Below are 16917 nucleotides of genomic sequence, written 5' to 3' on the forward strand. Positions count from 1 at the left end.
TTACCAGCGTGGAATGGTGGTCGTCACATCCGCATTCTGCGCGCGCTGGCGCAGGAAGTGATCCATCAGCACGATCGCCAGCATCGCTTCTGCGATCGGCACCGCGCGGATCCCCACGCACGGATCGTGACGTCCTTTGGTGATCATCTCAACTTCTTCGCCAGAGCGGTTAATCGTGTGACCCGGCACGGTAATGCTGGAAGTCGGCTTCAGCGCGATGTTGGCAACAATCTGCTGCCCGCTGCTGATCCCGCCCAGGATGCCGCCCGCATGGTTGCTCTGGAAGCCCGCCTTCGTGATTTCGTCGCGGTTCTGACTGCCGCGAAGCTGAACCACGTCAAAGCCGTCGCCAATCTCTACGCCCTTCACCGCGTTGATGCTCATCAGCGCGTGGGCAATGTCGGCGTCGAGACGGTCAAATACCGGCTCGCCCCAGCCAGCCGGGACGCCGTCTGCCACCACGGTCACTTTCGCGCCAATGGAGTCGCCCTCTTTTTTCAGACCGCGCATCAGTTCGTCCAGCGCCTCCAGCTTGTCGGCATCGGCGCAGAAGAACGGGTTTTGTTCAACCTGATCCCAGTCTTTGATCGCCAGCGGAATGTCGCCCATCTGGGTCAGACAGCCGCGAATGACGATGCCAAATTTCTGCTGCAGGTATTTTTTCGCAATCGCCCCTGCCGCCACGCGCATCGCGGTTTCACGCGCGGAAGAGCGTCCGCCGCCGCGATAGTCGCGGAAGCCGTACTTTTGTTCGTAGGTGTAGTCTGCGTGGCCTGGACGGAAGACGTCTTTGATGGCGCCGTAGTCCTGGGAGCGCTGATCGGTGTTTTCAATCAGCAGACCGATGCTGGTCCCGGTGGTGCGGCCTTCAAAGACGCCGGAGAGAATTTTGACCTGGTCCGGCTCGCGACGCTGCGTGGTGTAGCGAGAGGTGCCCGGACGACGACGATCGAGGTCGTGCTGTAAATCGGCTTCGGTCAGTTCGATGCCTGGCGGTACGCCATCAACGATACAGCCCAGCGCCAGCCCGTGCGACTCGCCAAAGGTGGTCACGCGGAATAACTGTCCAATACTGTTTCCTGCCATCACGGCTCCGATGTTGTTGTTTGTGTTTGAGCGTTGTGAAACGGGCCGAAGCCCGCTGGATTAATCTTTATAGATGCTGAAGTGTTCGCGCGCGTCGAGCAGCTGCGCTTTGGTCAGCATAAAGACGCCGTCACCGCCGTTGTCGAACTCAAGCCAGGTGAACGGCACATCCGGGTACTGCTCTATCAGATGTACCATGCTGTTGCCCACTTCACAAATCAGAACGCCATCGTCGGTCAGATAATCCGGCGCGCAGGCCAGGATGCGGCGCGTCAGCTTCAGGCCGTCAGAGCCTGACGCCAGACCCAGTTCCGGCTCGTGACGGTATTCGTTTGGCAGATCGGACATGTCTTCCGCATCGACGTACGGCGGATTGGTGACGATCAGATCGTACTGCAGCGTTGGCAGATCGCGGAACAGATCGGAGCGAATTGGCGTAACGTGATGGATCAGCCCGTGCTCTTCAATGTTGTGCTCGGTCACGGCCAGCGCGTCGGTGGAGATATCGACGGCGTCCACTTCCGCTTCCGGGAAGGCGTACGCGCAGGCAATGGCAATGCAGCCGCTGCCGGTACACATATCCAGAATGTGCTGCGGCTGATGGCCGATCAGGCCTTCAAAGTGATTGTTGATCAGCTCACCAATCGGCGAGCGCGGCACCAGCACGCGTTCATCGACATAGAACTCGTGGCCGCAGAACCAGGCTTTGTTGGTCAGGTAGGCCACCGGAATGCGCTCGTTCACGCGGCGGATCACGCGCTCAACAATACGGTGTTTTTCGCTGGAGGTCAGGCGCGCGGTGCGCATGTCTTCGGGGATATCCAGCGGCAGGTAGAGGGACGGCAGCACCAGCTGCACCGCTTCATCCCACGGGTTATCGGTACCGTGACCGTACCAGATATTGGCGGCGCTGAAGCGGCTAACCGACCAGCGCAACATGTCCTGTATGGTATGCAGCTCGTTTACTGCTTCATCGACAAATATTTTATCCACTCTTTCCTCCAGGGCATGCTCGCATAATTTTCGGCGGCTAGTTTGCCATGAAGACGGCGATAAATCAGCAATGACGCGTCTCGCTTGAGGTTAAAAAATGCGTTTAGTCGGGTACACTGTCGGAAATACGAGATGAGAATGACGAATGAAAAAGAAAACATCGCTCAGCGAGGAGGATCAGGCGCTCTTCCAACAGCTAATGACCGGGACGCGTAAAATCACGCAGGACACCATCGTTCATCGCCCGCAGCGTAAAAAAATCAGCGAAGTGCCGGTCAAACGCCTGCTGCAGGAGCAGGCGGATAACAGCCACTATTTTTCAGATGAATTTCAGCCGCTGCTCAATACGCAGGGGGCTGTGAAGTACGTACGGGAAGATGTCAGCCATTTTGAGCTGAAAAAATTACGTCGCGGAGATTATTCGCCGGAGCTGTTTCTCGATCTGCACGGGCTAACGCAGATGCAGGCGAAACAGGAGCTGGGGGCATTGATTGCGGCCTGTCGCCGCGAACATGTTTTTTGCGCCTGCGTGATGCATGGCCACGGTAAACATATTCTCAAGCAACAGACGCCGCTGTGGCTGGCTCAGCATCCACACGTGATGGCTTTTCATCAGGCACCCAAAGAGTACGGCGGAGATGCCGCATTGCTGGTGTTGATTGAAGTGGAAGAGTGGCAGCCGCCAGAGTTACCCTGACAGAATGGCGGGAAGCACATTGCACCCGCCATATCGCACGTCACGTCAGATCGCTTTTGCCATCTTCAGGTTGCACGGACTCATTTGCCAGTTGAAGACACCTTTGCCCGTTTCGTCGAGAGAAACATTGGCAATCGCGGATGTCGTGAACATCGGCGGGGTCTCGCCAGGGCACAGCTCAGATACCAGATAGCCAACCAGTGGCAGGTGGGAAATGACCAGCGCGGAAGCGACACCTTCATTGCACAGCGCCTGAAGATAAGCGCTGACAAGGCCTACATCGCCACAGGGGGTAAGTTCAGGGAGAACATCCACGCTGGATGGCAGGTTCATACACTCCCCTACCACCTCCAGCGTCTGTTCTGCACGCAGGAACGGACTCACCAGAACGCGTTCGATGTCCACTTTTTGACCGTTGAGCCAGGTCGCCATCAGACGAGATTCGTCGCAGCCGCAGACGGTCAAAGGTCGTACTGAGTCACTGGCGGCATCGAGTGCCGCGTCGCCGTGACGCATGATAAAAACTTGCATATTGCACCGCTTTTGTTAACCAGAATCACCGGCGTTAACTACCCGCGATAAATGCTGAGAGGTAGAAAACCCGATGGCCGGGCATTGTGCCTGATCCATTCGGTGAATGAAACGCTGTTTTTTACCTCAATGGCGTAAGTATAGTCAATCTCTGTTTACAAAATCGCCAGAACAGGTTCATTCACTTCAGGATTTACCCTTCTTTGACCTCAGCTTACGAGGACAGTTTCCCTTGCAGGCCAAAATGTCTGGCCGCGTTCCGCCATCTGCAATAATTCGTCACACGGTGTAAACCGTGGACCATATTGCGAAGCCAGACGTTGCAGGATAGCAACCACTTCACCCGCGCCGAGCGTATCCATGTAACGGAACGGCCCGCCCAGGAACGGCGGGAAACCAATGCCAAAAACCGCGCCAATGTCACCATCGCGTGCGCTCTTGATCACCTGTTCACCAAAGCAGCGCGCCGCTTCATTGAGCATCATCATCACGCAGCGTTCAGCGCACTGAACGGCGGACAGTTTTCCCTGACCGGTGGTCGGAATAAGCCCATAAACCGAAGGGTCGACCTGTTTCTTGCTTTTACGCCCTTTCGCGCCGTAAAGATAGAAACCGCGTTCATTTTTTCTGCCTTTGCGATCGTCCTTCAAAATTGCAGAAACAATGTTTGCAGGGGGGCTAAAACGATCGCCATAGGCGGCTTCCAGCACTGGTATAATTTTAGTGCCGGTGTCTATTCCCACCTCATCCAAAAGTTGGATTGGACCAACGGGGAAACCAAACTTTACCAGCGCTTCGTCGATGTGTTCGATTTTCTCGCCTTCCGTCAGCAACCGCATTGCTTCATTAATGTAGGGAGCCAGAATGCGGTTAACGTAGAAGCCGGCTTTATCTGCTACCACGATCGGCGTTTTCCCCTGCTTCTTCGCAAGCTTGACTACCGTGGCGATAGTTTGCGGACTGGTGGTCGCGTGCGGAATCACTTCCACCAGCGGCATTTTTTCGACAGGGCTAAAGAAGTGCAGTCCGATTACCTGCTCCGGACGCACGGCTTTCGCCGCGATATCGCCAATCGGTAATGACGACGTATTGGAGGCAAAAATGGTATGCGGGGCGCAATGTTGCTCAACGTCTGCCACCATCTGCTGCTTAAGCGCCAGATCCTCAAACACGGCTTCAATCACCAGATCGCGGTGCGCAAAACCGCTGTAATCCGTCGTGCCGGAGATCATCGCCAGGGTTTTATCGCGCTCGCTTGCCTTGATATGGCGGCGTTTGACCTTTTGATCAAGGTTCTGCCAGCTGTACTGCAGCGCGTGGTTGATCCCTTTAGGAGTAATGTCTTTGATTCGTACCGGCAATTTGCCTTTGCTGGCGGTAACAAAAGAGATTCCGCCGCCCATGAGCCCGCCACCCAGCACGCCAATGGCCCGCAGCGGAGCGGGCTGCGCCTCGCTACCGGGATCTTTTTTCACGTCCGTACTGGCGAAGAAGATGCTGCGCAATGCCTGAGACTGTGGCGTCATCGCCAGTTCGCCAAAAGCTTTCGCTTCAGCGGCATAGCCGCTGCTGCTGCCCTGCGACAGCCCGGTTTCGATTACTTCAAGGATCCGCTTTGCCGCCGGGTAATTGCCTTTGGTTTTTTGTTCGGTCTTTTTGCCCACCATGTTGAACAGGAGCGTTCTTCCCAGCGGGCCAGCCAGCACGCGCTCACGTACCGGCAGAGGACGTCTTGCCTGACGCCCTTTGAGCACAAGCGCAACGGCGGCCTCCAGCAAAATGGATTGCGGCACGACGTCATCGACCAGACCGGCTTTCAGCGCCTGACGGGCACGCAGCTGTTTACCGGTTAAGATCATCTCCAGCGCGGTGCTGACGCCCACCAGGCGCGGCAGTCGTTGCGTTCCGCCGGAGCCAGGCAGCAGGCCCAGCTGCACTTCCGGCAAACCCAGGATGGTTTTCGCATCGTCAGTACAAATCCGGCTGTGGCACGCCAGCGCCAGCTCTAGCCCGCCGCCCAGACAGGCGCCGTGGATCGCGGCGATGACCGGGATCGGCAGGCTGTTGATCTCCGCCATCACCTGCTGGCCCTGACGCGCCAGCTCTTCGGCCTCGAGCGCGCTTTGCGCCCGGGCGATCATGTTGATATCCGCCCCGGCGATAAAGTTGTCGGGCTTGGCAGAGATAAACACCAGGCCGCGAATAGCTTTGTTGTCGCGGATCTGCTTTAGCATCGCGCGCACCTGAACACCAAATTCGGCCTTCAGGGTATTCATCTTTTCATCAGGCACATCAATAGTGATAACGGCCACGTTATCGAGGCGAACCGTCAGATTAAATGCAGATGGCATATCCATTATTCAGCCTCCAGAACCATTGCTGCGCCAAGACCGCCCGCCGCACAGGCGGTGACAAGGCCAAACCCGCCGCCACGGCGACGGAGTTCATGTAATGTTTGTGTGATCATCCTCGCCCCTGTGGCGGCAAACGGATGACCATAGGCGATAGAGCCGCCCAGCACGTTGAATTTACTCTGATCCACTTCGCCTGTGGCGTGGGCGCGGCCCAGTACATCGCGCGCGAAACGCTCGCTTGCCAGCAGCTGAACGTTTGCCAGAGTTTGCGCAGCAAACGCTTCGTGCATATCAATCAGGGTTAAATCAGCCAGCGTTAGCCCCGCGCGCTCCAGCGCCAGCGGCGTGGACCACGCCGGACCTAACAGCATGTCCTGCCAGACATCAATGGCGGTGAAGGCATAGCTGCGTAAATAGCCCAGGGGAGTGATGCCCAGCTCCTTCGCGCGGGATTCTGTCATCAGGATCACGGCGGCGGCACCATCCGTGAGCGGCGTACTGTTCGCCGCCGTCACAGTGCCGTGTTTGCGGTCAAACGCCGGGCGCAGTTTGGCGTAATCCGCAAGCGTTGAGGTGCCGCGAATATTGTTATCTTCCACGAGCGGTTCACGGTAAGGAGGAATATAGGCGGTCATGACCTCGTCGGTCAGCTTGCCTTCAGACCAGGCTTTTGCCGCAAGCTGATGTGAACGATGCGCCAGGGCATCCTGCTGTTCACGGGTAATGCCGTACGTTTTAGCCATCTGTTCGGCGGTATCGCCCATGCGCAGGCCGGTGGAGTATTCCGCGACGGCAGGTGGTACGGGCATGAGGTCGCGCAGGCGTAAACGCGAGAAGAGTTTGAGTTTCTGACCCGTCGTACGGGCTTTATTGGCATCCACCAGGATGCGCGCCAGCTTTTTACTGACCCCAATCGGCAGCACCGAAGAGGAGTCCGCCCCACCCGCAATCCCGGCGCGGATCGTGCCCGCCATCAGGCTTTCAGCGACGTTAGCCACGGCCTGGAAGCTGGTTGCACAGGCGCGGCTGACGCTGTAGGCATCCGTATGCACGTTCATCCCGGTACCGAGGACGATTTCCCGCGCAATGTTGGGCGCTTCAGGCATCTGCACAACCTGACCGAATACCAGCTGTTCGATGACCTCAGGCGGAATTTCGCTGCGAGCCAGCATCTCCCCCACTACCATTTTCCCCAGGTCGACGGCCGGTATGCCATGGAACGCCGTTGCCTGACGCGCAAATGGCGTGCGCAATCCACTGACTATGGCAATGCGATCGCCCTGACGGGTAATAAGCGGTAATGCCTGACTCATAACACTCCCCTGTAAAAAATTTTTCGCAAACATAAAGTGGTCTGACCTGATAATAGTCTTAACCATTTTTTTACATTCAGCCAATCGGGGAAACGAAAAAGTGCGAGCTAAGGCACAGAGAAGAAAAAGAAAATGCCCCTGCATGGCAGAGGCATTTGTGCGGTTTGTTGCCGGGTGGCGGCGTTGCCTTACCCGGCCTACACGATCGTAGGCCCGTGCAAGCGAAGCGCCGCCGGGCAATTAAGGATTAACGCAGGCCTAACTGGAAAATCAGCGTTTCTGCTTCGCAGGCGAAAACAAAGTCGATGTCCAGCTTCACGCCGCCTTCCACTTCGGTAAAGGTCGACTTGATTTCACACGGATCGGATTCAACGTCACGCGCACGCTTGCTCAGCGCGGCCAAGGTCTCTTCCGCTTCGGCGCGGTTGGTGAACACACGGCTGTAAGACGCGGTGCAATCGGTGTTGTCCATGATGGTCCCAACATCCATACAGCAGCAAACCGGGGTTTCATCAGCACTGCATTTACTCATAGCTCAATTTCCTCTGTATTCGCGCAGCGCGCGAGATAAACACGATGCTGCTATTTTACGCCCCGGCTTGGGCTCTCTCCAGCCGTTAATGGCGCAAAATCGGATAAGTGACCAATATCACACTAAAAAATGATCTAAAACAAAAACCACCCTTTTGGGTGAGTCGCGATGGTCACAATTTTGCCAACCAGATCTCGTTTCACGAAACATGTTTGAAAATATTAATAAACAAACTTGCAACATTCCGGCTGGTCGGACCTATACTCTGGCCACTGGTCTGATTTGTCTGTCATACCTCAGACCCTACACTTCGCGCTCCTGTTACGGTATGTAACAATTATTGAATAAAAATAACTCAATGAGGTTATGGTCATGAGCCAGAAAACCCTGTTCAACAAGACTGCGCTGGCAGTCGCAGTGGCACTCGTCTCCACTTCCGCCTGGTCAGCGGGCTTTCAGTTAAACGAATTTTCTTCCTCTGGCCTTGGCCGTGCATATTCCGGGGAAGGCGCTATTGCTGATGATGCAGGTAACGCGAGTCGTAACCCTGCATTGATCATGATGTTTGATCGTCCGACGTTCTCTGCCGGTGCGGTTTATATCGATCCTGATGTCAACGTTTCTGGTAAGTCGCCTTATACGGGTGCGAGCCTTAAAGCGGACAATATTGCCCCAACAGCATGGATCCCGAACCTGCACTTCGTTGCGCCTATCAATGAACAATTTGGCTGGGGTGCATCCGTAACGTCTAACTACGGCCTTGCTACCGAGTTCAATAACAACTACCCGGCAGGTGAATACGGCGGTAAAACAGACCTTACTACGCTGAACCTGAACCTGAGCGGTGCTTATCGCCTGAACGATAGCTGGAGCTTTGGTCTGGGCTTTGATGCCGTTTACGCCGATGCCAAAATCGAACGTTATGCCGGGGAACAAACCTCCAGCCTGCCAAGAAACAGCAACAAAATTGCCAGTCTTAAAGGTGATGAGTGGGGCTATGGCTGGAACGCCGGCATCCTGTACGAGTTGGACAAAAACAACCGTTGGGGCCTGACCTATCGTTCTGAAGTCAAAATTGACTTCGACGGCGATTACAAGAGCGGCATCCTGACGCCTGTGAACAACCTGGTTCCAGGTGCTGGTACCACCATTCCTTGGGGAACGTCAAACCAGACCGTACCAGGCTCACTGTCGCTGCATTTGCCAGAAATGTGGGAAGTCTCCGGTTACAACCGCGTTGCACCACAATGGGCTATTCACTACAGCCTGGCCTATACCAGCTGGAGCCAGTTCCAGGAGCTGAAAGCAACCGGAACCAATGGTCAAACGCTGTTCTATAAGGACGAAAGCTTCCACGACGCCTATCGTATTGCGTTGGGTACCACCTACTACTACGATAAAAACTGGACTTTCCGCTCCGGTATCGCATTTGACGACAGCCCGGTTCCGGCAGATAAACGATCCATTTCTATTCCGGATCAGGACCGCTTCTGGTTAAGCGCAGGCGCGACGTATGCGTTCAACGAGAATGCGTCCATCGATGCGGGCGTATCTTATATGCACGGTCAGAAAGTGACGTTCCAGGAAGGCCCTTACGAGTTTACCTCTGAAGGTAAAGCCTGGCTGTTCGGTACGAACTTCAACTACGCGTTCTAATCGCGCTGAAATCAAAAAAAGGTGAGCATTGCTCACCTTTTTTATTTACTCCGAATCGATGTCTTTTAGTTCGTTTTCGATCGCCTTCGCGTTTGGATTCTCTTCTGGCTTCAGCTTACCGCCGTTGGCAATAAAGTCATGATTCTGGAAGTACGCTTCACGTACCATAATGTACGGGTCAGAAGACTGGCGCAGCAGACCATCCGAGTCGAGCAGTTGCGCGCGAGTTTCAATCCCTTCCACCGTCCATTTACCCACCGACAGCGGCCAGGTCAGCCACGACAGAACTGGATACAGCGTATCGACCATATCACCGCCGTCATCACGCACGGTGAAGCTGCCATAGAACGGCAGATGAACGTAAGGGCCGTAGCCGACACCATAATGTCCCAGCGTACTACCAAAACGGTGCGGCTGTTCACGCTGCAGTTTCGGGTTCGCCATGCCCGCGACATCAATAAAGCCCCCCATCCCCAGAATGGAGTTCAGGAAGAAGCGGGTAAAGTGGACCATCCCCTGATACGGGTCACCCTGCAGGAAATAGTTCACCATTACCGCAGGCTCTTCGAGGTTGCTGGTAAAGTTACTTAGCCCGTTACGCGCAGGTTGTGGAACATAATCGCGCCATGCTACTGCCACCGGACGAACCACATACGGGTCCAGTACGTTGTAGTTGAAGCTATACATTGAGCGGTTAAATCCTTCGAGAGGATCGGAGCGTCCCGTTTGCTCACCGGAGCTGGCGCAGCCCACAAGCATCGTCGCGCCAAGCGCAAGCGCCGACAGCCGAAGTTTCATAAATATCTCCCTGTTCAGTATGGCTATCGTTGATTGCCATCCGTAACGGAGCCGTTGACGCTCCGTCTGTAAACGTGCAAGCGATTGTAACAGCACGTTTACCGATGTCTATGAGCACAATTACGGGCAGTAATCACCGTGACTCTGATCTCAGCATAGCCTGGCTTTTGGAATTCGTTTCGCTGCCAATTTTATAATGTCTTTGAAAGAGATGTATCACCTTTGTTGTCATTGCCGCCAATTTAAGAGCATCCCCACAGGCATCCCGATAAAAGCCGCTACGCTTAACAGAAAGATCAACCTCCGGGAGCAAATATGAAAGACGTGAATGAAGAAAAAATTGGCGAGAACACTGAGGATCTTGAAATTGAAAGCGAGGAGAAAGCGCGCGGTGAGAAGATAGAAATTGACGAAGATCGCCTCCCCTCCCGCGCGATGGCCATCCACGAGCATATACGTCAGGATGGCGAAAAAGAGATGGAGCGCGACGCGATGGCCCTCTTCTGGTCAGCTATCGCTGCCGGGCTCTCAATGGGCGCGTCACTCCTCGCAAAAGGGATATTTCATGTTCAACTCGAAGGCGTACCCGGCGGATTTTTACTGGAAAATCTCGGCTATACCTTCGGCTTTATTATTGTCATCATGGCCCGCCAGCAGCTGTTTACTGAAAACACGGTGACTGCCGTTCTGCCGGTGATGCAAAACCCCACCCTCGGTAATTTCGGTTTATTGATGCGTCTATGGAGCGTAGTCCTGCTGGGTAATATTATCGGCACGGGCATCGCGGCATGGGCGTTTGAATATATGCCGATCTTTGATGAACCCACCCGGGATGCGTTTGTGAAAATTGGCATGGATGTGATGAAAAACACCCCGGTCGAGATGTTCTCAAATGCCATCATCTCTGGCTGGATTATCGCCACGATGGTCTGGATGTTTCCTTCAGCGGGGAGCGCTAAAATCGTGGTGATCATACTCATGACCTGGCTGATTGCGCTGGCAGACACCACGCATATTGTGGTCGGCACCGTGGAAATCCTCTATCTGGTCTTTAACGGTACGCTTCACTGGAGCGATTTTTTCTGGCCGTTCGCCCTTCCGACGCTGGCGGGAAATATCTGCGGCGGAACGTTTATCTTCGCGCTTTTAAGCCATGCCCAAATCCGTAACGACATGTCGAACAAACGCAAAGCGGAGCTTAAGGCACGGGAAAATGATGATAAATCGACAAAAAAATCGACCTGAATGGTGACTCTTTGAGCAGTCAGGCGGCGATGTGCTTAACGCAAAGTGTAAATAACGCTATACTCGTGCCGCCTCGTCCCCTTAGTTAAATGGATATAACGAGCCCCTCCTAAGGGCTAGTTGCAGGTTCGATTCCTGCAGGGGACACTTTAACCTCCTCGCTTTTTCCAGCATATTCACCTGTCCGCCGCCAGAATTGAAGAACCCTGTTTTATTAGAGCATACCGCGCTGCCAGTTGTTTAAGGTGCAGTTCCAGTTGGGTCTTTTCAGCTTCAGGAAGCGCATCTCCTGCAGGATACTGCGACAAGCGTCTAAGTTGCTCTTCAGCCGGTATCGCATGGTTAAATGACTGTATAGTTGAAAAAACCACGGATTTAAGCTCGCTCACCGTTATATATTTTCCTTTTTGCTCATCCAGACTACTCAGTCGATTACTCAATTGCTGAAGCTTCATCATTCCCTGATACCAGCTATTCATTGCGTCGACAGGCAACGCAGCCGCGTTAAATTTCTGCTGCCACTGCATGGTGAGCGGTTTCGCCTCATCCGGCCGCAATGTCTGGAGTTGTGCTAACAGCTGAAGGCTGTAGGAAATATTCCAGTCAGCAGGCAGTTTATCCAGTCGGGCAAGCTGCTGCTGTGTGTCTGTGACAAACGTGGCCGGTAAAGCACCTCGCTGTATTAACGCGTCTTGCTGAGCAGGTGTAAGCACTTCAGGTAACGGCGCCAGCGAGGCAATAGCCTGAGTCGTTAGGGGATCGGGCCTGGAGAGAAAGCCCCCTCCCCACGCTACGGCGATGCATACCACCAGCGTAGAACCCATCCCGGCGACAAAGGGTTTCCAGTAACTGACAAGTGCGGCAGTGGTGCTACGCTCCTCTACATTCGGCTCATTTTCCTGCTGCACAACATATACCCATTTCACCTCTTCGATCGGTTCAGCCCTCTCAAGAGAAGATTCGATACCGGGCTTCATGGCCACATTCAAACCTGATGCGCTATTACTTTTTTCCAGCCTTGCAGCACTTGAATGTATCAACGTTCGTAAGGTATCGAACTGACTGAGGTGTTTGAGCTCAAGGCGCTGGAGCGCCGCCCCCAGACCGGTTAGCAATTCTTCAGCGCTATAAAGCTCGCTAAGATTACCATCGTTAAATGGAAGCATACGCATGAGCTGCTGCAGACGCTGGCTCAGGCTGCTCAGGATTTCCATACGAACCTGTAACGACTGCGGCCAGAGAACATCCCACTGGCGGCTAATCAAGGCCTCCAGGATCGCCAGCCCTTCATTCATGCCAGCTAATCCAGACCGCTGCGTACGGGCAAGGGTGTACCAGGCTGCAGTCTGCAACTCAACACCGTTTTGTTCAAATAATGAAAGGCAGCATTTTTCCACATATACCCAGTTCACATCCGGGCGTGCGGGATGGCTTAGCTTACTCAGTTCATTACGCAGGGATGTATATTCCGGAAGAGTGCGCGGGTCGCCGCCAGTTTTTATTTTGCGTGGGGTGATGTCATTCATGACCAGATATCCCTTTGATATGTCTGGAATGATGTAATACATTAAAATTTAATGTTCAAAACATATAAGGACTGATAGCCGTTCGAGACCTGATTAATCAACCAAAGGTCTGAAAAAGTAATATGTACAATGAAACAAGCCACAATGCCACCAAAGAAAAAATAGTTTTATAAAATATAATCGTAGCCCCACACCAACGTTCAACCAGAGAGCGATTAATTCCTTTTCTGTTTGCCCACAAATGCGCCATTCCGTTATCAAATTCAGTAAGGTCGTTTTCATTGTCAATGAGCTGAAAAAGTCGCTCATCCAACCACAGACGCCAGCAGTAATAATGGGTTAATAAAAAAAAACCAATCATTACCCCTGCGTGCGCTGAGAATGAAATGTTATAGATGAGTGCCAACGGTGGTAGCGTCAGTGCCGCAAAATAGCGCCAACTTGACAGATGAATTTGCATGATTCGGTTAGTCATCATGATGTCTGACATTGTAGTTCCTTGTTGAATAATTCCAGAACTTGCAGATGGGCGGCTGTAAGAACAGCCTGAGGGCGTTGAGATTTAATTAAAGCCACCGCCGATAATACAGAGTCGGCATGTTCCTCACTCAGTAACCACCCCGCTACAATCATTGCACTACGGGATAATCCCAGAGCACAGCACACCAGCACTGTGTCATGTGACATACGCAACTGCCGGAGATTTGTCACTGCTTGCCGGATGTCCTGTAAGCTCGGTACCTCTAAATCCATCAGTGGGTAACTTTCCCAACATTCTGTTTTGTGGCTTCCTTTGTGAAACTCAGCTGTGAGGTCAAAGACTGCGCTCTGCTCCACTGTTTTATCCGGAAAGCAACCCAATGACACGCCGTTATAAATAATGTTGCTCGCGGCAATTCGTCGGGAAAACAAGCATTTTGAAAGCCTTGCTCCGGCTAAATACGGGAATAAAAGCCAACGAGCAGAGAGGGATAACTCGCCGTGTCTGTTTTTCTGAAATACAGACACCCCCAGCCCGGCATACCCCGCTGCCACCAAGAATAATGCCGCTGCAGGCCACAGCATAATTAAACTGTATTGGAACCATAATCCCATCTGTAAAAAAACAATCCCACTAGCACAGTATTTCGTGGCGAGACGCAATGCATGTGCTGAAGGACGTTTCCACCGCCAATGCCCTTCAACCGGAATGAGATAACTGATCACCACGCCGACCACGATTCCGCTGAGAACATCAATGAAATGGTGCTGCCAGGTAGTAAGCACGGAAGCTGCAATTAGCATAAACCATGCACCGGAAAGCAGCCTTTCGCTCTTCCCCAGATGCTGACGAAAACGCAGCCATAGCAACCACGTCAGGATGATATGCAGTGACGGGGCCTGGTTATAAGGTAAATCAAACTGTTCGAGCTGATGAAACAACCAGCCAAACATCCCTTGCGTTTCCGGGCGAACGAAGGTGAATTTAAGTGGAAAAAGAAGAAATCCAGCACAGGCAATTAGAGATGCGGCAAGCATCCGTAAGCCATGTTGAGTCAGCTCCTGTTTTGAAGTACAAATAAACAGAGAAATGCCATATAGAAGGTCAATGCTCCAGTAAGGAACAATAGTCCAGGGTATAAATGGGATCACATGTTCCCAGCCCATAACTATGCTTCCCACGTCACAACGGGTGGTCGTGAACTGATTTACCTGCCCGTAGCTGACAAAAAACAGGGGTGCCAACAGCCCCAGCCAGCATAGCCCCTGTTTCCAGAGGCTGAATTTGAACTGCATGAGTACGGACTCAGCCATGTTGCTGTCTCACTGCCAGTGAGACAGTGAAAATACCAAACTCATCAATTACCTGATGGCATTTCTCGAAACCCGCCTGTTCAACCAGAGTGTCCATCTCTTTTTGGCTACGCACACGCATCATCCACGGAATGCCGCTCTGGTGGCTGGTTAAGGTATAAGCGATGGTTTTCAACTGCGGATGCCATGGCTGTCCGGTATAGATCAGGACGCCGCCTGGTGGGATCACGGCAGCCAACCCGTCGAGGGAAGTTTTAATTAAGGTGTTATCCGGGAACAGTTCATACAGCCCGGACACAATCCCCAGTGTCGGCGCTGGTTCAAGCGTGGCAAGGGAGTCATAATCAAAGGCATTACCCTTTCTAAACTGAGCGATGTGACTTAACCCTCGCTCTATAATCATGGCCTGTCCTTTTTCCACATTCAGATCACTGTAATCTCGCAGCAGGATGCTTTCTACATTCTGATGTTTTTCCAGCGCATCGAGAACATAGCGCCCATGTCCGGCCGCAATATCTACCACGCGTACCGGCATATCACTTTCTACAAGCCTGATGACCGCCTGTTCTATAACCTGCTGAATATTGACTTTTCGTGCCCTGATACCTCTCCAGCCAATGCTGTTAAGGTAGTGCCGGTCTATCATACGTCCCAAAAAACCATTACCTTCTGGGTAGTTACGATACACATAATCCAACGTACTGCCGGAATCAAACCCTGTATCAAAGCCTAGACGCATCCCTTTTGAAAGTCTGCCAACCGTCTTCATGCCATAACTTAGCGAGCTGTAGAACATGCCTTCCAGCGAGAGTGGTTTTGGTGGTGCCTGTAGTTCACGATATGCATCAGCACTCGGACTCCACTGGTCTTCATGTTTGTAATCGAAGGCATGAGGCTGAGTCGCATAGAGTTTGTTGATAAAAATTTTCATTTTATCGAAGGCAATAGCACGGTCTTTCTCACCAAGCGTATCGTGATAAAATCCAGGTAAAATATGCTGCTCCTTTATAGTACTGCGCAAACCGGCATAGAACTGTTTTTGCGGTTTAGCGTGTACTACAAAATCCTCACCAGAAATAAGGAGTTGGGTAGGAAGCGTAATTGCAGCGGAGTCAGAAACTATTCTTTCCGCAGTTTTGTAGAGTTCGAGAAGAATATTCACGGCAATAGCCCGCGTGATGAGTTTATCCTGCTCAAAGCTAGCGATACGCTCAGGATCGTGACTCAGGAACTTCCCTTTGACATACGAATTCACGTAAAACAGACCGCGAATGCGGCGCATTAACCCCAAACAGGTTCGGGCAAACGGTACATACAGCTTGACCTTAAATGCCGGGGAAGCCAGCACCATTCCCCGAATTTTCGGCGCATAGTCATGAACCCAGGTGGAAACCAGCACAGCCCCAACGCTCTGCGCAATCACCACGATATCTTCGAGGCTGACCTTCGCATCCTTCGCTACAAAGCGTACAAACTCATCCACGTCCAAAACAGAGCGAGCCAGATTCGGACTGTACCCACGAGCGCCGGGTGACCGGCCGTGACCGCGTGCATCCCAGGCGTAAAAATGCGTATCGGGGGTTTGCAGTTCATCGACTATGTGCTGCAGACGCCCGGAATGTTCATGCCCACGGTGAAACAGAACGATCACTTTCTTGCCGTTGCCTTCCGTTGCAGGCCAGTGGCGAAAATAGAGCGCCTCTCCATCGCTGGTTGCAAATATACTTTCCTCAAATAAACGCGCTTCCTGACTCATGTGATTTTCCCTGTCGCCTGCTGCTGTAATGTGACGAAACGAGTTAATAACGATTGTTTAAAGTTGACTTTATCCGCGTCGTAAAACAGCGGTTCTTCGATGAAGATGTCGATAAAAAACGGCACGGGGATTTTCTGCCCTTTGCCCATTGAACGATCCAGACCGTGCATATAGACAGGAATGATGGGCACCTCTGGACAATGCTGGCTTAAATGCCAGATGCCAGACTTGATCTCTGAAAATTTCCCTGGTTCGCCGCGCGTGCCTTCGGGAAAAATGATCACAATTTTCTTTGCTGCCAGCGCATCGACGCAGGCCTGTAAAGGATTTGCCTGATGTGCACCGCGACATACGGGAATGATGCCAATGACTTTCTGGGCAAACCAAGCAATAACTTTGTTGCGCAGGAAATAGTCTGCCGCCGCCACAGGCTGCACTTTTACCAGAGTAGAAAGTGGAAACAGCGTGAAAAGCGTCAGCACATCCAGATGGCTGTTATGGTTCGCCACGATAATGGCCGGGCCTTCAACAGGTAGCTTTTTGCGGCCAGTTACGCGTACGCCCAACCAAATCCAGACCACGGGGTATGCGATGCACAGCGTAAAAATCCAGCGTAGAATGCGGTTCATCTGCGCC

At 52.8% G+C, this 16917-nt stretch carries 15 protein-coding genes and 1 tRNA gene; 4 read left to right on the forward strand and 12 right to left on the reverse strand.

The annotated features are described in order from the left end of the window. Both aroC and prmB read right to left on the reverse strand, forming a co-directional pair. Entirely contained in the window at positions 1-1086 is a 1086-nt protein-coding gene (gene aroC, locus N037_RS21710) for a chorismate synthase (protein ID WP_032643453.1), read from the reverse strand. A gap of 60 nt (positions 1087-1146) precedes the next feature. Then, positions 1147-2079: a 50S ribosomal protein L3 N(5)-glutamine methyltransferase gene (gene prmB / locus N037_RS21715; protein WP_008502612.1), complete on the reverse strand. Its 933-nt coding sequence runs from the start codon at positions 2077-2079 to the stop codon at positions 1147-1149. Positions 2080-2224: 145 nt separating this feature from the next. Between prmB and smrB the strand changes: the two genes are divergently transcribed. Further along, positions 2225-2776, forward strand: a complete 552-nt coding sequence (smrB, locus tag N037_RS21720) for an endonuclease SmrB (protein WP_032643455.1) — start codon at positions 2225-2227, stop codon at positions 2774-2776. Positions 2777-2821: 45 nt separating this feature from the next. Here the strand turns inward: smrB and sixA are convergent, their stop codons facing one another. From sixA to N037_RS21740, 4 genes are all read right to left on the reverse strand, one after another. Further along, entirely contained in the window at positions 2822-3307 is a 486-nt protein-coding gene (gene sixA / locus N037_RS21725) for a phosphohistidine phosphatase SixA (RefSeq protein ID WP_023336442.1), read from the reverse strand. Positions 3308-3516: 209 nt separating this feature from the next. Continuing rightward, positions 3517-5664: a fatty acid oxidation complex subunit alpha FadJ gene (gene fadJ / locus N037_RS21730; protein ID WP_032643457.1), complete on the reverse strand. Its 2148-nt coding sequence runs from the start codon at positions 5662-5664 to the stop codon at positions 3517-3519. Continuing rightward, complete coding sequence (fadI, locus tag N037_RS21735) at positions 5664-6974, reverse strand: acetyl-CoA C-acyltransferase FadI (RefSeq protein WP_032643460.1); 1311 nt, start codon at positions 6972-6974, stop codon at positions 5664-5666. The genes fadJ and fadI overlap by 1 nt, the downstream gene beginning before the upstream one ends. Before the next feature lie 247 nt (positions 6975-7221). Continuing rightward, positions 7222-7506 (reverse strand): YfcZ/YiiS family protein, encoded by a 285-nt coding sequence (locus tag N037_RS21740; protein ID WP_023336445.1) that lies wholly within the window; start codon positions 7504-7506, stop codon positions 7222-7224. A 372-nt stretch (positions 7507-7878) separates the two neighbouring features. On the opposite strand from N037_RS21740, the gene fadL reads away from it, so the two are divergent. Next, positions 7879-9162, forward strand: a complete 1284-nt coding sequence (gene fadL / locus N037_RS21745; RefSeq protein ID WP_023336446.1) for a long-chain fatty acid transporter FadL — start codon at positions 7879-7881, stop codon at positions 9160-9162. 45 nt (positions 9163-9207) lie between these two features. On the opposite strand, the gene mlaA is transcribed toward fadL, so the two are convergent. Next, complete coding sequence (gene mlaA / locus N037_RS21750; protein ID WP_023336447.1) at positions 9208-9960, reverse strand: phospholipid-binding lipoprotein MlaA; 753 nt, start codon at positions 9958-9960, stop codon at positions 9208-9210. A gap of 315 nt (positions 9961-10275) precedes the next feature. Between mlaA and N037_RS21755 the strand changes: the two genes are divergently transcribed. Continuing rightward, the gene (locus tag N037_RS21755; protein ID WP_023336448.1) at positions 10276-11205 is read left to right on the forward strand and encodes a formate/nitrite transporter family protein; all 930 of its coding nucleotides are present in this window, start codon (positions 10276-10278) and stop codon (positions 11203-11205) included. 75 nt (positions 11206-11280) lie between these two features. Next, positions 11281-11352, forward strand: a tRNA-Arg gene (locus N037_RS21760). Between the two features lie 29 nt (positions 11353-11381). On the opposite strand, the gene N037_RS21765 is transcribed toward N037_RS21760, so the two are convergent. The 5 genes from N037_RS21765 to N037_RS21785 form a co-directional block, all read right to left on the reverse strand. Next, positions 11382-12731, reverse strand: a complete 1350-nt coding sequence (locus tag N037_RS21765; RefSeq protein WP_032643462.1) for a VasL domain-containing protein — start codon at positions 12729-12731, stop codon at positions 11382-11384. A 97-nt stretch (positions 12732-12828) separates the two neighbouring features. Further along, positions 12829-13221: a hypothetical protein gene (locus tag N037_RS21770; protein WP_032643464.1), complete on the reverse strand. Its 393-nt coding sequence runs from the start codon at positions 13219-13221 to the stop codon at positions 12829-12831. Next, entirely contained in the window at positions 13206-14525 is a 1320-nt protein-coding gene (locus N037_RS21775) for a phosphatase PAP2/dual specificity phosphatase family protein (RefSeq protein ID WP_032643466.1), read from the reverse strand. The genes N037_RS21770 and N037_RS21775 overlap by 16 nt, the downstream gene beginning before the upstream one ends. Then, positions 14518-16281: a bifunctional alpha/beta hydrolase/class I SAM-dependent methyltransferase gene (locus N037_RS21780; RefSeq protein ID WP_032643468.1), complete on the reverse strand. Its 1764-nt coding sequence runs from the start codon at positions 16279-16281 to the stop codon at positions 14518-14520. Before N037_RS21780 ends, N037_RS21775 begins: the two co-directional genes overlap by 8 nt. Then, the gene (locus N037_RS21785; RefSeq protein ID WP_032643470.1) at positions 16278-16910 is read right to left on the reverse strand and encodes a lysophospholipid acyltransferase family protein; all 633 of its coding nucleotides are present in this window, start codon (positions 16908-16910) and stop codon (positions 16278-16280) included. The genes N037_RS21780 and N037_RS21785 overlap by 4 nt, the downstream gene beginning before the upstream one ends. Positions 16911-16917 lie beyond the last annotated feature (7 nt).

The sequence above is a fragment of the Enterobacter sp. EGD-HP1 genome (genome assembly GCF_000733275.2).
Classification (GTDB): Bacteria; Pseudomonadota; Gammaproteobacteria; order Enterobacterales; family Enterobacteriaceae; genus Enterobacter.

Bases quoted from the DNA above. Each gene is read 5' to 3' on its own strand.
- aroC (WP_032643453.1), bottom strand. From the start codon at position 1,086: ATGGCAGGAAACAGTATTGGACAGTTATTCCGCGTGACCACCTTTGGC.
- smrB (WP_032643455.1), top strand. From the start codon at position 2,225: ATGAAAAAGAAAACATCGCTCAGCGAGGAGGATCAGGCGCTCTTCCAA.
- sixA (WP_023336442.1), bottom strand. From the start codon at position 3,307: ATGCAAGTTTTTATCATGCGTCACGGCGACGCGGCACTCGATGCCGCC.
- fadJ (WP_032643457.1), bottom strand. From the start codon at position 5,664: ATGGATATGCCATCTGCATTTAATCTGACGGTTCGCCTCGATAACGTG.
- fadI (WP_032643460.1), bottom strand. From the start codon at position 6,974: ATGAGTCAGGCATTACCGCTTATTACCCGTCAGGGCGATCGCATTGCC.
- N037_RS21740 (WP_023336445.1), bottom strand. From the start codon at position 7,506: ATGAGTAAATGCAGTGCTGATGAAACCCCGGTTTGCTGCTGTATGGAT.
- fadL (WP_023336446.1), top strand. From the start codon at position 7,879: ATGAGCCAGAAAACCCTGTTCAACAAGACTGCGCTGGCAGTCGCAGTG.
- mlaA (WP_023336447.1), bottom strand. From the start codon at position 9,960: ATGAAACTTCGGCTGTCGGCGCTTGCGCTTGGCGCGACGATGCTTGTG.
- N037_RS21755 (WP_023336448.1), top strand. From the start codon at position 10,276: ATGAAAGACGTGAATGAAGAAAAAATTGGCGAGAACACTGAGGATCTT.
- N037_RS21765 (WP_032643462.1), bottom strand. From the start codon at position 12,731: ATGAATGACATCACCCCACGCAAAATAAAAACTGGCGGCGACCCGCGC.
- N037_RS21770 (WP_032643464.1), bottom strand. From the start codon at position 13,221: ATGTCAGACATCATGATGACTAACCGAATCATGCAAATTCATCTGTCA.
- N037_RS21775 (WP_032643466.1), bottom strand. From the start codon at position 14,525: ATGGCTGAGTCCGTACTCATGCAGTTCAAATTCAGCCTCTGGAAACAG.
- N037_RS21780 (WP_032643468.1), bottom strand. From the start codon at position 16,281: ATGAGTCAGGAAGCGCGTTTATTTGAGGAAAGTATATTTGCAACCAGC.
- N037_RS21785 (WP_032643470.1), bottom strand. From the start codon at position 16,910: ATGAACCGCATTCTACGCTGGATTTTTACGCTGTGCATCGCATACCCC.